General features: G+C 48.0%; 17 protein-coding genes and 1 pseudogene. 14 read left to right on the top strand and 4 right to left on the bottom strand.

Annotated elements, in window-relative coordinates; genetic code table 11:
• Positions 1-197: 197 nt before the first annotated feature.
• From CAG64_RS21875 to CAG64_RS21845, 7 genes are all read left to right on the top strand, one after another.
• Positions 198-611: a DUF1090 domain-containing protein gene (locus CAG64_RS21875; RefSeq protein ID WP_337247477.1), complete on the top strand. Its 414-nt coding sequence runs from the start codon at positions 198-200 to the stop codon at positions 609-611.
• Between the two features lie 81 nt (positions 612-692).
• Positions 693-1,610 carry an EamA family transporter gene (locus tag CAG64_RS21870; RefSeq protein ID WP_161453436.1) on the top strand — a complete coding sequence of 306 codons (918 nt, stop codon included), beginning with the start codon at positions 693-695 and terminating at the stop codon, positions 1,608-1,610.
• Positions 1,611-1,628: 18 nt separating this feature from the next.
• Entirely contained in the window at positions 1,629-2,186 is a 558-nt protein-coding gene (locus tag CAG64_RS21865; protein ID WP_021705351.1) for a GNAT family N-acetyltransferase, read from the top strand.
• A 96-nt stretch (positions 2,187-2,282) separates the two neighbouring features.
• Complete coding sequence (locus tag CAG64_RS21860; RefSeq protein ID WP_040902568.1) at positions 2,283-2,813, top strand: shikimate kinase; 531 nt, start codon at positions 2,283-2,285, stop codon at positions 2,811-2,813.
• 24 nt (positions 2,814-2,837) lie between these two features.
• Positions 2,838-3,500: a glutathione S-transferase family protein gene (locus CAG64_RS21855; RefSeq protein WP_161457398.1), complete on the top strand. Its 663-nt coding sequence runs from the start codon at positions 2,838-2,840 to the stop codon at positions 3,498-3,500.
• A gap of 48 nt (positions 3,501-3,548) precedes the next feature.
• Positions 3,549-3,854: an NIPSNAP family protein gene (locus tag CAG64_RS21850; protein WP_021705348.1), complete on the top strand. Its 306-nt coding sequence runs from the start codon at positions 3,549-3,551 to the stop codon at positions 3,852-3,854.
• A 22-nt stretch (positions 3,855-3,876) separates the two neighbouring features.
• The gene (locus CAG64_RS21845) at positions 3,877-4,254 is read left to right on the top strand and encodes a nuclear transport factor 2 family protein (RefSeq protein ID WP_161457397.1); all 378 of its coding nucleotides are present in this window, start codon (positions 3,877-3,879) and stop codon (positions 4,252-4,254) included.
• Between the two features lie 39 nt (positions 4,255-4,293).
• Here CAG64_RS21845 and CAG64_RS21840 read toward each other — a convergent pair whose 3' ends face one another.
• The gene (locus CAG64_RS21840; RefSeq protein WP_161457400.1) at positions 4,294-5,997 is read right to left on the bottom strand and encodes an FAD-dependent oxidoreductase; all 1,704 of its coding nucleotides are present in this window, start codon (positions 5,995-5,997) and stop codon (positions 4,294-4,296) included.
• 39 nt (positions 5,998-6,036) lie between these two features.
• Positions 6,037-6,212: pseudogene (locus CAG64_RS21835) on the bottom strand (YgaP family membrane protein); the annotation flags it as partial.
• A 156-nt stretch (positions 6,213-6,368) separates the two neighbouring features.
• Here CAG64_RS21835 and CAG64_RS21830 point away from each other — a divergent pair.
• The 3 genes from CAG64_RS21830 to CAG64_RS21820 are packed head-to-tail and all read left to right on the top strand — an operon-like array spanning position 6,369 to position 7,565.
• Positions 6,369-6,671 (top strand): ArsR/SmtB family transcription factor, encoded by a 303-nt coding sequence (locus CAG64_RS21830; protein ID WP_021705345.1) that lies wholly within the window; start codon positions 6,369-6,371, stop codon positions 6,669-6,671.
• Between the two features lie 17 nt (positions 6,672-6,688).
• Positions 6,689-7,108, top strand: a complete 420-nt coding sequence (locus CAG64_RS21825; RefSeq protein WP_161457396.1) for a YeeE/YedE family protein — start codon at positions 6,689-6,691, stop codon at positions 7,106-7,108.
• Between the two features lie 22 nt (positions 7,109-7,130).
• A complete protein-coding gene (locus tag CAG64_RS21820) occupies positions 7,131-7,565 on the top strand; it encodes a YeeE/YedE family protein (protein WP_161452554.1) in 435 nt (144 codons plus the stop codon).
• 151 nt (positions 7,566-7,716) lie between these two features.
• Here the strand turns inward: CAG64_RS21820 and CAG64_RS21815 are convergent, their stop codons facing one another.
• A complete protein-coding gene (locus tag CAG64_RS21815; protein ID WP_202599264.1) occupies positions 7,717-8,616 on the bottom strand; it encodes an endonuclease/exonuclease/phosphatase family protein in 900 nt (299 codons plus the stop codon).
• 293 nt (positions 8,617-8,909) lie between these two features.
• On the opposite strand from CAG64_RS21815, the gene nrdD reads away from it, so the two are divergent.
• The 4 genes from nrdD (at position 8,910) to CAG64_RS21795 (ending at position 13,522) form a co-directional block, all read left to right on the top strand.
• Positions 8,910-11,030, top strand: a complete 2,121-nt coding sequence (gene nrdD, locus CAG64_RS21810) for an anaerobic ribonucleoside-triphosphate reductase (protein WP_161448438.1) — start codon at positions 8,910-8,912, stop codon at positions 11,028-11,030.
• Positions 11,031-11,084: 54 nt separating this feature from the next.
• The gene (gene nrdG / locus CAG64_RS21805) at positions 11,085-11,555 is read left to right on the top strand and encodes an anaerobic ribonucleoside-triphosphate reductase-activating protein (protein WP_161448440.1); all 471 of its coding nucleotides are present in this window, start codon (positions 11,085-11,087) and stop codon (positions 11,553-11,555) included.
• 83 nt (positions 11,556-11,638) lie between these two features.
• On the top strand, positions 11,639-12,823 hold the full coding sequence (locus CAG64_RS21800; protein ID WP_161448442.1) for an amino acid aminotransferase: 1,185 nt from the start codon (positions 11,639-11,641) through the stop codon (positions 12,821-12,823).
• An 18-nt stretch (positions 12,824-12,841) separates the two neighbouring features.
• Entirely contained in the window at positions 12,842-13,522 is a 681-nt protein-coding gene (locus CAG64_RS21795; protein ID WP_161448444.1) for an ATP-dependent zinc protease family protein, read from the top strand.
• A 54-nt stretch (positions 13,523-13,576) separates the two neighbouring features.
• Here CAG64_RS21795 and CAG64_RS21790 read toward each other — a convergent pair whose 3' ends face one another.
• Entirely contained in the window at positions 13,577-14,881 is a 1,305-nt protein-coding gene (locus tag CAG64_RS21790; RefSeq protein ID WP_161448446.1) for an inosine/guanosine kinase, read from the bottom strand.
• Positions 14,882-14,935: the final 54 nt, after the last annotated feature.

Raw genomic sequence — 14,935 nt, 5'->3', positions numbered from 1 at the left:
TGCTGATAAATGTTACAGTAATATGTTGTTGGTGTTAAAAACAAAAGTCAGATATTTATCAGGGTAATTTCATTGCAAGTTGAATCACGCAAGCTGCGAAATTTGGCGTGATTGGGTATCAATATCCGCTCAATGCTTGCTCGTGAACCCGGGCAGGGGTAGCCTTGCATTATAGGAATAAACTGGGAGATATGTCTGTGAAATTGTTACGTTTAAAATCTGTTATTCGTGTACCTGTTGGCCTGTTGAGCTTCGTGATAGGAGGACAGGCATTCGCCAATGATTGTCAGGATCTGTCCGGTTGTGAGCGGAAATTTTGCGAAATTGAAAGCCAGATCCAGATCGCCAAGGACGAGGGGAATCCGTTTAAACTTTCCGGGCTAAATAAAGCGTTGAAAGAGGCAAAAACACATTGTAGCGACGATCAACTGCAACAAGAGCTGACTAACGAGATTGACGAGCTTAACCGCGACATCGCCGAGTACCAAACCGATCTTGAAGATGCTAAAGCCAAGGGAAAACTCGATAAGGTCAGCAAATACAAGCGTAAGATTGAAGAAAAGCGCCAGGAGTTGAAGCAACTTCAACAAGAGCTTCAACGTTTTAGCTAATCAGGTAAGGTGCTTCCTGAATAATACAGTAGATGATGGTGAACGGTTGCCGGGGAATGGGACCGTCTAAGTAGAGCTGAAATGGATGTCAAAAGTATTGCCTGCGCGTGTTTAGTGGTGCTGATTTGGGGCGTGAATTTCTCCGTCATCAAATTTGGCTTGAACGAACTCCCGCCGATCTTGTTCTCTGGGTTAAGGTTTCTGGTTGTTGCAATTCCTGCGGTTTTTCTGGTTCCGTTCCCCAAAACGTCGATGTGGAATGTGATCGGCGTTGGGCTCTTTCTTGGTATCCTGAAGTTCAGTTTTTTGTTTGTTGCCATGAAAACAGACGCTTCAGCAGGTATCTCTTCGCTGTTGCTGCAAGCACAAGTTCTGTTTACGGTTTTGCTGAGCGTGTTGATGTTTAAAGAGAGCATCAGCCGATTTCAGATATCGGGAATGTGCCTAGCCACGACGGGCTTTAGCCTGTTCTTTTTCACCGCCAATGGCAGTGCTACGTTACTGGGTGTGACACTAATTTTGTGTGCTGCGTTGTTTTGGGCTTTCTCTAATCTAATCATGAAACGTATGGCGGGAGTGAATCTGCTGCATTTTATGGTCTGGGTGAGTCTCATCCCGCCGCTACCTTTGTTTGTCGTTTCCTATATGTTTGAAACTCAAGAGCCGCTTCGCGTCTTGATGGCAACAACCAGTCAGTCATGGTGGTCGTTGGCTTATGTCGGGTATGTTTCGACTTTGATTGCGTTTGCTCTGTGGGGATGGTTGCTGAGACACCATTCGGCCGCGCTTGTGACACCGTTTGCTTTGCTTATCCCTATTGTTGGTGTCGCCGCTTCATCGCTTTTACTCAACGAAAAAATGAGCGGACTGGAGGTGATTGCGGGTGCACTGATACTGCTGGGTCTGTCGGTTTCTGTACTGGGAGAGCGAGTCGCGAGTGCTGTAATCAAACGTGTCAGGCTTAGAACGGCCGTCAGACAAAAAGCAGACACGAATTAATCAACGAAAGAGGAACGAATGAGTAAGAAAGAATTGTTTTTTCCAAGTTTGGAAACAGAGCGTCTGGTGTTACGTCCACTGGATATGGGGGATGCAGAGCCTTTGTTTGCTATCTTTTCCGATGATGAAGTCATGCGATACTGGAATTCGCCTCCCTGGCAAACAATTGATGATTCAAAAGCGTTTATTCAAGCCAGCCACAGCGCCATGGTAAGTGGGGAGTCGTTAACTCTGGGTATGTACCTGAAAAGCAACGAACAGCTTGTCGGTAAGTGCATGTTGTTCAGTTACAGTGCACATTCCCGCCGTGCTGAGATTGGTTTTGGCTTAGGAAAGGCGAATTGGGGGCAAGGCTACGTGCGCGAAGCCGCGAATGCTTTGATTGAATACGGGTTTGGCCAGTTGTCATTGCGCAGAATCGAAGCGGAAATTGATCCGTTGAATACCTCTTCTGCCAATGCATTGGAAAAACTGGGTTTTGTGCAGGAAGGGATGTTACGCCAACGTTGGGAGATCGACGGCGTTATCTCTGATTCCGCATTGTACGGGTTGCTTGCCAGTGATGTGACCCAATAGGAATAAAACGACATCTGCGTCGCAGGTGAATAACGCCAAGTGGACACATAACACTGGGTATTTGGAAAGGCCGAATTGCGTTACGGGGACGCTAAAATGCAAAAGATTAATGTCGTTGGCACAAGTGGTAGTGGTAAGTCGACATTTAGTCGTCAGTTGGCGGATAAACTGCGTTACCCGCATGTGGAGATGGATGCTTTGTTCTGGAAAGCAAATTGGCAGGAGTCCAGTGATGACGAATTTTTCGCCGCTTTAATCCAGCGTCTTGAAAGGGACTGCTGGGTATTGGATGGGAATTACAACCGCACGGTACCGATCAAGTGGTCTAACGTGGATACGGTAATATGGATTGATTATTCATTTTCACGAACGGTGTATCAGGCAGTCACAAGGGCGTTGGTACGTTCGGCTACCCGCAAGGAGATCTGGCCTGGAACAGGCAACGTGGAAACATTCAGGAAGTCGTTTTTTAGCAAAGAGTCTGTCGTGTGGTGGAGCATTAAGCACTTTCATCGTAACCGAGAGCGGTATCAGGCAATGAGTCAGGATCCGCAGTTTGAACACATTCGCTTTGTTCGTCTGACCAGCCCCAAAATGGCGCAGGAATTTATTCACCAACAAGCTTAATCTACGGCATAGAAAGGAATCACCATGTATCAACTCTATTATTATCCGAACAACGCCAGCTTGGCACCGCACTTTTTACTGCACGAGATGCAGCTTGACTACACGCTGTTACTGGTTGATAAACAGACGAATTCACAAAAGTCGCCGGAGTATCGTAAACTCAATCCTGCTGGGCGTATACCGACATTGGTGGACAATGGACAGGCCATTTTTGAAAGCTCTGCGATCTGTATTCATTTGTGTGAGTCTCACCCTCAATATGGATTGATCCCGCCATTAGGTGATCCTCTTCGGCCGATGTTTTTTCAGTGGTTAGCTTATTTAAACAACACTTTACAGGCTGAGCTGATGGTTCGTTATTACCCACACCGCCACACTACGGATGACAGTACTATTCCTCATGTGGTGGCGGCGCAGGACGAACGAATCGCGGAAGCACTCGCGTTGCTCGATCAACAACTCGCAGATCACGAATACCTGCTTGGCGAGCGAATCAGTGCATGTGATTTCTTTTTGTTTATGCTGGCGGAATGGTCATTACCCGTGGCACGCTCGCCGCTGACGTTTCCCCATCTGGCGTCTTACCTCAGGCGCTTATGCGAACACCCGACCATCAAGGCGGTTTGTGAGCTGGAAGACATTGATCTGAGTCCGTTTATTTATGGGAGTCTGCCGGACGCCAGATGAAGCGGGGCACGTTACCTACTTCAACACGATAAGAGTAAGGAGAACTCTATGATCACCTGTTATTTGCGATACGTTATTGATCCCAAGAAAGTCGATCTGTTTGAACAATATGCCAAAATGTGGATTCCGTTGGTCGAAAAGTTTGGCGGACAGCATCACGGATATTTTCTGCCATCAGAAGGGGTGAGTAATGTGGCGCTGGCTTTATTCACGTTTGAGTCGTTGAGTGCTTATGATAAGTACCGCTCCGACTCTTTTCAGGATGATGCGTGTAAGGCCGCGTTTGCGTTTGCTGAAGAAACCGACTGCATTATTAGCTATGAGCGCAGCTTCTTCCGCCCGGTATTGGATTAAACGAATGCACGAGGGGGTCGAGATGCAACGTAAAGACATTGAGGATAGTGAGCAGAGGCTGAAACTAGCAATGTTGGAATCGGACGTGATGACGTTATCCGATTTACTGTCAGACTCGCTGATATTCGTCAATCACCTTGGTCAGCGCATAGGCAAAGCGGCGGATATTGCAATGCATCAGGCCGGGCAACTGAAACTAGGCGTGATCGAGCTGTCAGAAATGCAGATCATACTGTTAGCTGATTCAGCAATCGTGCAGACCAATGCGGCCATTGAAGGTCGTTATGAAGGACAGGAAGCAAGTGGTGAGTTTGTTTTTACTCGTGTATGGGCGAGGGAGAACAACATGTTAAGAGTTGTCGCAGCGCATGCGTCATTGTTACTGCCACAAAATGGTTAGCACAGAGAGGGAGAGCATAAGCTCTCCCTCTTCGTTCTATCAAGCTTGTGAGAACTTGTAAGTGCGGTAACCGCCTAACAGGTTTCTGGCGCGGAAACCATTGTTTACTAACTGACGATAAGCAACATTACCGCGTAATCCAACCTGACAGTAAATAATGATTTCTTTGTCTTTGGGCAGTTCATTCAAGCGATCCCTTAATTGATCGACCGGAATATTGATGTCCCCGGCGATGTGGTTATTGTTGTCGCGTTCACCCGGATTACGCACATCCAGAATGATCTGCTCGTCACCGAGTTGATCCATATCGTGGTAGTGAATGGCTTTGGCATCACCCTTCATGATATTGCTGGCAACGAACGCCGCCTGGTTGATGACGTCTTTGGCGCTGCCATAGGGCGGTGCATAGGTCAGTTCCAGATGTTGAAGTTGTTCAACGGTCATACCAGCACGCTGCGCCACCGCCATGACATCAATACGCTTGTCGACACCGTCCTTTCCAACAGCTTGTGCGCCGAAAATCCGGCCGGAAACAGGGTCAAACAAGAGCTTAAATGACACCACTTCAGCGCCAGGGTAGTAACTGGCGTGGCTGGCGGTATGTACGTAGACTTTCTCGTACACAAGGTTTTCTCGCTGAAGTTGTTTTTCGTTTTTACCGGTGGAGGCCACGGCCAGATCAAAGACTTTACAGATTGTCGTGCCTTGTGTTCCCTGATAAGACTCACTCCGACCCAGCATGTTGTCTGCGGCCATACGTCCTTGTCGGTTCGCTGGCCCTGCAAGAGGCACTAAGGTCGGTTTACCCGTGATGAAATCAGCTTCCTCAACGGCATCGCCAACAGCGTATATGAAGGGATCGCTGGTTTGCATGGCTGCATTCGTGGCAATACCGCCAAGTTCACCGAGTTGTAAACCCGCCTGGCTTGCCAACGTGGTTTCGGGACGTACGCCAATTGCCATGATGAGAATGTCAGTCACCAATGTGTCACCATTGTTGAGGGACAGCGTCAACTCGCCTTCAATGTGTTGGTGCTCATCGCTCTCTCCGGAGTCCTGACTGGCCATCGAGGGGTTAAGTTGGTACTCAACAGACTCTAAAGCGACGCCAATACGAAGATCGATGCCCTTGCTTCGGATCTCTTCGTGTACCAGACCTGCCATCTCCCGGTCGACGGGAGTCATAACCTGGTCAGCCATCTCTATTAAGGTCGTTTTGATACCGAGTTGGTGGAATGCCTCCATCATTTCCAGGCCAATGAAACCACCGCCGACAACAGTGGCGTGTTCAGGCTTGTTCATTTGTAGTGTCCGGAGGATTTTGTCCATATCAGGAATATTACGCAGTGAATGCGTCAATGGGTTGCTCAAACCTGGGATCGGTGGAACGATCGGAGCTGCCCCCGGGCTGAGCAGCAAAAAGTCGTAGCTTTCGGTATATTCGTTGCCATCAACGAGGTTTTTGATCGTGACCTTTTTGGCGTTGCGGTCTATGTGGGTTACTTCGTTCATGACACGTACATCGACGTTGAATCTCGCCTTGAAGCTTTCTGGTGTCTGAAGGAGGAGGTTACTGCGTTCCTTGATGTCACCACCAATGTGGTAGGGCAGACCACAGTTGGCGAAAGAAACGAACGGCCCCCGTTCAAACATGATGATGATTGCGTCTTCACTCAGTCTGCGAGCACGAGCTGCCGCGGAGGCACCGCCTGCCACGCCACCAACGATCACTATTTTTGTCATATTCTCACTCCGCTTAATTTGGTTGACGCTTTCGTGCCGTCCCAGTTTTCTCAAAATTGCCGCTGCCGGACATAGTTCCGTGAATGAACTTTGAATTAGGTTCAGGCCAATAAATGTCGTTGACCATACAAAGCCAGGATGAACAAAGCGGTTAACAGTAATGAAATTAGAATTATACTGCCTGCCAATACTCTAACACCATTCTCGATCGTCATTGTGTATCCCATACACTGGATGACGCGTTTACTATAAGATTAAATTTTAGCAAAGTCTAATGTAAGTATTGCTAAATCTGTTAATGCTAATTTAGTATTGACTAAGTTTCATTTATTAGTAACATCTAAATAAGTCGTATGAGTATGAGACCTTCTATGGATACAGCCAACATTGATCAAATGAAATCAAACGTTGAGGAAGTGGCTGAGCTGCTCAAAATTATGGCGCATCCTGAGCGGCTTATGGTGTTGTGCCAGTTAACGCAAGGTGAAGTTGGGGCGGGTCAGTTGCAGAAGAACTCATCGCTCAGTCAGTCTGCGTTTTCTCAGCATCTCACGGTATTGAGAAAGCATCAGATGATTCAGGCGAGAAAAGAGTCGCAACAGGTGTTTTATTCCTTAGCGGATCCCAGAATTTCGCACCTGATCACCAGTTTGCACAGCGTGTTTTGTCAGTAGTGAAGGAGTGTGAAGTCATGTCATTTTCTTTTCCATGGGAATCATTAGCAGGTGGAGTGCTATTGGGCGTTTCGGCCACGATGCTGTTACTAGTGAACGGTAAAATTGCTGGTATTAGTGGCATTTTGAAAGGGCTATTAACGCCAAAGCACGAAGATTTTTCATGGCGATTGATGTTTATCGTCGGTATGGTTGCAGGTGGATTCCTTGGCGCTCTGGCCTATGCTGAGCACGCGCCAGACGAATTTAACTACAGCACTATGATGTTGGTGGCGGCTGGCTTGTTGGTCGGTTTGGGTACTCGGTTGGGGAATGGCTGTACCAGCGGGCATGGCATTTGTGGGATCGGTCGTTTATCACGGCGTTCTATTGTGGCTACGATGACGTTCATGCTGGTGGCCGGTGTCACGGTGTTTATTCGTCTTCACGTCGTATGAGAATAAGAGAGTATTCTTGATGATGAACAAAGTGTTGTTTCGGTTGGCTGCTGGGGTTTCCGGTATGTTGTTTGGGTTAGGCATGGTGATATCAGGCATGGCTGATCCGGCCAAAGTGATCGGCTTTTTAGATGTTGCTGGCGAGTGGGATCCCAGTCTGATATTCGTGATGGGGGGCGCCTTGATGGTCTTCATGCCAGCGTACTTCTTTGCGATTCGAAAGACATCGGCGCCAGTGATGGCTCACACATTTTGTGTGCCAGACAATAAGCGTATTGATGCGAATCTTCTGAGAGGAGCGGCATTATTTGGTGTCGGTTGGGGAGTGGCTGGAATTTGCCCAGGTCCCGCAGTATCGAGTCTGGCGTTAGGTAACCCTGGGGTATGGACATTTTTTATCGCAATGATGGTGGGGATTGGAGCGATGCATTGGATGCTGACGTTCAAGAAAGTATAAAACGCACCCGCTCAGATGACATAACCTGACACACGTGGATGTGATTCGGGGAGGACCACCTATGTTCACAATTCGATATCAGTGTTCTATTACTCGGTGATGAAGAAGCGGAGCTAGCTGATGACCTCTGCCGGGAGACCCGGCAGAGCCGTTACCATTTCAGTTGGGTGCTGACAGGGCAATGATCGCTCAGTTTAAATTTGAGTACATCCTCACTGCTAAACGTATTTTGTTTTGCCGGCCCGGCATCGAAATCCGGACTGGCAATAATGTGATCGATCAAGGATCTAAACTGATGAGTGCGTTTAGGGTCTTTGTTGGAGCGAACCTTACATTCTGCTTTGGTGTAGCGTGTCGTCAATGTAGGTTCATCATCCAAACCTTTCACTAAGGTCGACCAAAACCAATCCCCCTGATAAGCCAGATTGTGATTGAAATCTCCCATAATCAGGTATGGCTGGCCAGTACGGGTTCGATCCAAAATCCACGTGTTGAGCGCTTTGGCCTGAGAATTAAGAATACGGCATTCTCGCTCATTTTGGTAAGCGCCGCTGCAACCAGCCTTCAGATGAACGGACAACGCATGTACGGGGCGATTTGAATCTGGATAAAGAATCACGTAAGTTGCAAATCGGAGTTTGCTACTTTGGCCTTTGTCCAGCCGGACATCTTTCACATTAGTGAACGGAATACCGCGCTTAATCGCAAACCCTGTATATTGATTGATGTCGCTAAACTGAAAGCGCCCGTTTCCGGACTCGGAACGGTCTGACATCACCAACTGGTAATCATCACCGACCACGCGATTGATAGCGCCATAATCATTCACCTCCTGAAATGCCAGGATCCCGGGTGTGAATTGACGAAAATGATTCGCAAGCTGTTTGAAGTCCTCTTCGTCACGTTGGGACTCTGTCACGGACGGCGACGGATTACTGGATAGCCATTCGATATTCCAAGACGTCACAGCGACTGATTGAGCAGTAGCAGGAAGTGAGAAGCCAAATAGTATCGCTGCCGATAAAAATGAACGAAAAATAGTCGTTTTCATACTTGATACACCCTTCTGATGTCTGTGTTCCTTATCCTAGCAACTCTCGCAAAAAATCAAGTTCAAATATGGGAAAAAATTGAATTTTCACAGTTTCTTTTTCAATTGAGATCACGCGCAATAAGATCGATTTGTTCTTAATCTCCCGTCTGTTTTGGTTGATCTACATCAATACTTTTTAGTGGTCGTTCTCGTTAAATACGCCACAATATATTGTGGTAGTTAGATAAGAAATAACCCTATATGGTGTGTTTGTGGATAACTCTGCGAGCATGCTGGGGTAAGGAGAAAAAGTGAAACCAATCGTAATTAAGCGCGACGGCTCAAGAGCTCCGTTCAGCAGGGACCGCATTCAGGCAGCAGTGGAAGCCGCGGCGGAAAATGTCGATAAAGAAATCGCGATTTACGCACTGAATGTTGCGTTAGCGGTCGAGTTACAGCTTAAAGAATACGATGAAGTTCATATTCATGATATCCAGAATCGGGTCGAAAATGAGTTAATGCAAGGGCCGTATAAACAACTGGCCCGTTCTTACATTGAGTATCGTCACGATCGTGACATTGCGCGAGAAAAGCAAAGTGCACTGACACGGGAAATTGAAGGGCTTATTGAAGAAAGTAATGTTGACCTGATCAACGAGAACGCAAACAAAGATGGCAAAGTGATCCCGACTCAACGTGACCTATTGGCCGGGATTGTTGCGAAGCATTATGCGAAGACACACATTCTGCCACGCGATGTTGTTCAGGCCCACGAAGAGGGCGACTTGCATTACCACGATCTGGATTACGCCCCATTCTTCCCGATGTTTAACTGCATGCTGATCGATTTGAAAGGGATGCTGACCCACGGTTTCAAAATGGGCAACGCAGAGATCGACACACCTAAGTCAATTTCAACTGCCACGGCGGTGACTGCACAGATCATTGCTCAGGTTGCCAGCCACATTTACGGTGGTACCACCATCAACCGGATTGATGAGGTTCTTGAGCCCTATGTTGTCGCCAGCCATAAAAAACATCTGAAAATTGCGCAAGAGTGGGATATTCACGATCCTCAAGCGTTTGCAGACGCACGCACGGAGAAAGAGTGTTTTGACGCTTTCCAGTCACTGGAGTACGAAGTAAACACGCTGCATACCGCTAACGGGCAAACACCGTTCGTTACGTTTGGCTTTGGTCTGGGGACGAGCTGGGCTTCACGTCTGATCCAACAGTCTATTTTGAAAAACCGCATTGCGGGTTTAGGTAAAAACCGAAAAACAGCTGTTTTCCCGAAACTGGTTTTCGCAATCAAAGATGGACTGAACCACAAATCAGGCGATGCCAATTACGACATCAAACAGCTTGCACTTGAATGCGCCAGCAAGCGGATGTACCCGGATATCCTTAACTATGACAAGGTTGTTGAAGTGACCGGATCGTTTAAAACGCCGATGGGGTGCCGCAGTTTTCTTGGTACTTATGAAGAGAATGGTGAGCTGGTCCATGAAGGGCGTAATAATCTCGGGGTAGTGAGCCTCAATTTGCCGCGTATCGCGATTCAGGCTCAGGGCGACGAACACCGTTTTTACGAGTTACTGGATACTAAACTTAAACTGGCACGACGTGCACTGGAGACTCGCATCAGTCGCCTGGAGAACGTACGTGCCCGCGTGGCCCCGATTCTGTATATGGAAGGGGCATGCGGAGTTCGGCTCAAAGCAGAAGACACCATTGCGGATATCTTCAAGCATGGCCGAGCATCTATTTCTCTTGGCTACATCGGCGTTCATGAAACCATTAATGCGCTCTATAGTAATCAGACACATGTGTACGATGACGCAGAGCTGCGCGACAAAGCGGTGGCCATCATTACGCGACTTAAACAGGCCGTGAATCAATGGGCGGATGAGACAGGTTATGGGTTTAGCCTATACGGCACCCCCAGCGAGAACTTGTGCAATCGCTTTTGCCGTATCGATGCCAAAGAGTTTGGCGTCATTGAAGGCGTCACAGACAAAGGTTATTACACCAACAGCTTCCATCTTGATGTGGAAAAGAAAGTCAATCCGTACGATAAGATCGACTTCGAGTTACCGTATCCGCCAATTTCCAGCGGTGGTTTTATCTGCTACGGCGAGTTCCCGAACATGCAGCAGAACGTCGAGGCATTAGAAAACGTTTGGGATTACAGCTATACCCGAGTGCCTTACTATGGCACCAATACACCAATCGATGAGTGTTATGAGTGCGGTTACACCGGCGAGTTCGACTGCACCAGCAAGGGGTTTACTTGTCCGAAGTGCGGTAATCATGACTCTTCTAAAGTGTCGGTAACACGTCGCGTGTGCGGTTATCTGGGAAGCCCGGATGCGCGTCCGTTTAACTTTGGTAAACAAGAAGAAGTGAAACGTCGGGTGAAACACCTTTAATCCGGACATGCACTGCCGGGGCAGGTCTCCGGCAGTGCGACGCAGAGAATAACAATGAATTATTGCCAATATTACGCCGTTGATGTGGTGAATGGTCCCGGGACACGCTGTACGCTGTTTGTTTCAGGATGCGTGCATCAATGCCGTGGATGCTACAATCAATCAACGCAAAAGCTCGATGCTGGTAGCGCGTTTACTCAGCAAGCCGAAGATCGGATCATTAATGATCTGAACGATACGCGGATAAAGCGACGTGGCTTGTCACTATCAGGTGGTGATCCGCTTCACCCTGCTAATGTTTATGCTGTGCTTAAGCTTGTTAAGCGCGTCAGGAAGGAATGTCCTGACAAAGATATCTGGATGTGGACCGGATACACGTTGCAAGAGTTAAACGATGCTCAGAAAGAGGTTGCCTCATACATCGACGTGCTGGTCGATGGGCGATTTGAACAGGATAAAGCAGACCCATCTTTGCAATGGCGTGGCAGTTCCAACCAAATCATCCACAAGTTCACCGAATTTTAATCGGATAAGAATTTTCGCTTCGAATTTTTATGAACAAGTGTTAACGTGAGCCACTACTTGAATTTCAAAGGGTTGTGACTTTCATGTTTTCACACTTACCAACACCAGCACTTGATCCTATTCTTTCTCTTTCTGTGGCTTACCGGAATGATCCTCGACCAGACAAGGTCGATCTCGGTATCGGCGTGTATAAAAACAGTGCCGGCGAAACACCGGTGATGGAAGCGATTAAGCAGGCTCAGGACATCGTTGTTGCTACACAAACCACAAAATCCTATGTCGGTCTTGCTGGTTGTGAAGAGTTTAACCAGTCGATGGTCAATTTGCTGTTATCGGGCACAGCTGCGATGGATCGTGTCGCCGCAATCCAAACACCTGGTGCCAGTGGCGCGCTGCGTATGTTGGGAGACTTGATGAAAGTGGCCCAGCCTGATACCACAGTGTGGATTTCGAATCCAAGTTATGTGAATCACAAACCCGTGATGGAAGCCGCTGGCCTGAAAGTGAAGTTCTATCACTATTTCAGCCCGGAAACCAAGCAGGTCGATGTGGCGCGCATGCTGGACGATCTGTCTAAAGCAGGGCCAAATGATGTGGTTTTGCTGCATGGCTGCTGTCATAACCCAACTGGCGCAGATATTGACTTTGCTGCGTGGCAGGAGATCACCAAACTGTCGATAATTAAAGGCTTCATGCCATTTGTCGATATTGCCTACCAAGGATTTGGTGATGGTTTGGAAGAGGACGCAAAAGGGCTGCGTTACATGGCCGACAATGTGGAGGAGATGATGATCACTACATCCTGCTCCAAGAACTTTGGCTTGTATCGCGAACGGACTGGTGCGGCTATCGTGGTGGGTAAAAACCATGTGGATGTTGCCAACGCCAAAGGTAAACTGTTGACGCTGGCACGCGCCACCTACACGATGCCACCGGATCATGGTGCCGCCCTGGTTAAAACTATCCTGCAGGATGATAAGCTGACCCAAGTGTGGAAAGCAGAACTCAGTTGTATGCAACAACGTCTTGTGGCGCTACGCCATTTACTGTGTGAAGAGCTTCGTAACGTTCATGCAACGGCTCAGTTCGACTTTATTGAGTCACACAAAGGCATGTTCACTGTGCTAGGATTTACACCAGAACAGATGGCACAACTGCGTGAAGAATATGGGATTTACGGTGTGGGAGATGGCCGAATTAACATCGCCGGCCTGACCGAGAAACACATCCCTTATGTTGCCAGTGCCATTGTGAGCGTTTCAAAATAATTACTATCGGGTATTTGAATGAACAAACCATGGAAATTGTTATTACCACTAATGTTGTGCGGTGGTCTGGTCGCCTGTACGACAACCAGTCAAGTTCCAGTGGAGCCGGAAACACAGCCTAAGGTTGAGAACCCCAAAACGGAGGTAACCACACCAGAAGTGGTTCAACCGGAAACCCAACCGAAGGAAGAGGTTAAAACCGAGAAGGTTGAACCTGAGGTGAAGCCTCAGGAAGTGAAACCTAAGCCAAAACCGCTACCGAAGAAGACATCGGATGGAAAACTGATTCTGGGCGAGCAAGAATGGGTATATGTTCCTGGTTTGACCGAGTTCTTTAAAGCGAGAATCGATACCGGCGCAACGACTTCATCCATCAGTGCTATTGACGTGATCCCTTTTGAACGCGATGGCAAAGAATGGGTTAAGTTTAAAATTGAGCATGACAAGCTCAAGAGCAAAGAGCTTGCTTTGCCAGTTGAACGTTGGGTTAAGATTAAGCAGTCCAGTAGCGATGAATCTCAAAAACGTGCGGTTGTCGCTGCCTGGATCCAGATTGGTGACTTAAAACAAAAGACGGAGTTCACGTTGGCAGATAGAACCCATCTGGCGTTTCCGTTGTTACTCGGTAGAAGTTTCTTCAATGATGTCGCTGTCGTGGATGTCAGCCGTAAGTTTGTTCAACCAAAACAAACCAAGTAACCGATACTGATGAATAAAGAAAAACCCGCCGGTGGCGGGTTTTTTTGTTTGGTATCAGCGATCCCAGTAGGCTTCTTCCAGACTGTCTTCTCGCTCAGGAAGGGCGCGCGACAGGCGAGGAGAGTGCTGGGTGAGTACTTCATAGCTGACCCGGTTGGCGTATTTACAAATCTGCGACAACGATGAGTAGGTCAGGTAGGTGTGATCGTGTTTCGATGAGTTAGGCACGTTCCTAAGGTGAAAGCTGTTGGCGGCCATATCGTGTAACAAGGCTGACAATGCCGCATCACCGGCACCATTGGTGTTTTTGATCTCTAAAGGTCCGCCTAAGTATGGCCCGATGTGAGAATAAACCCGTTGCGGGTGCTGACAATCCGACTCACGCATCGCGCGACTGAACTCGAACTGGTTGAAGCTGGCAATAGGTCCTTCAAAGATCGGTAGCTCAGTTTCGCGCAGTGCTGATTTGTCTGTAAAACCTGCCATATAGAGGCCATCTGGGCCTGCGGTACACAACACCAGATCGACCCAGTCCAGCGCTTTATTTGCAGCCAGCAATGGCGTCTTCTCGCCGGTCAGCGCGTGACCTTCTTCTTCATTCATCGCCACAATGGTGATGTTTTCTTTGATGTAGTCCTGCCACCATTTTTCATTGCCTTCGATCACGTACTTAGTGCCCAGCGTCAGGACGACAGGTACGTTTTTCTGTTTAGCGATGTCGATGGCACGTGCGACGGCTGCTGGCATCGGGTCTTCTGGTTTTCCTCGCATCAGATATGAAGAAACCACCAGGGCTGAGGCTTTATCAAAGACTTCTTCAGGAATGCTGTCCGGACGCAGTTGGTTCATATGACCTTCGTTGATCGCGAAGGTACGTTCCCCGTCTTCAGAAATCAGGGTATAACAACGCCCGATTGGGCCGTCCACCATTTGCAGGTGGTTGAGGTTCATACGTGATGAAGTACGACAAAGATACCGATACGCAAAAGACCCAACCTCGATATTCTTTGACATTACACCAAGCAGAACCGATTTGCTGTCAGCCAACACAGAGTAGTTGTGTAGAGTGTTACCTATGGTATCTCCCGGATACTGATGTGTGATCAATCCACGCTCAACCAGTTCGTCATAGAGATCGTCCGCTTTGCTTTCTTCCAGAACCAGAGAGTGCCCTTTACTCAGTTCGTATTTATTTAGGAACTCGTCATCAACGCGTGCTTCAATGTCTACGATTGTCTGGCCGACGCCGACAATAAAAGGTCGATATAATTTAGGTGCTTGTCGGGCTTGGTTTAAGATTGGATCGCGGGCGTGAGTAGGGAAGTAGTGCTTAGATTTGCGCTGTCCGGGAAACTTCATGTTGTCAGTGAGGTTAAAAATTTTGCCGCATCATATCACACAAAGAATAGATAG

Source organism: Vibrio sp. V38_P2S17PM301, assembly GCF_009904845.1.
Classification (GTDB): domain Bacteria; phylum Pseudomonadota; class Gammaproteobacteria; order Enterobacterales; family Vibrionaceae; genus Vibrio; species Vibrio proteolyticus.
This window is presented reverse-complemented; position numbering and strand designations above follow the sequence as displayed.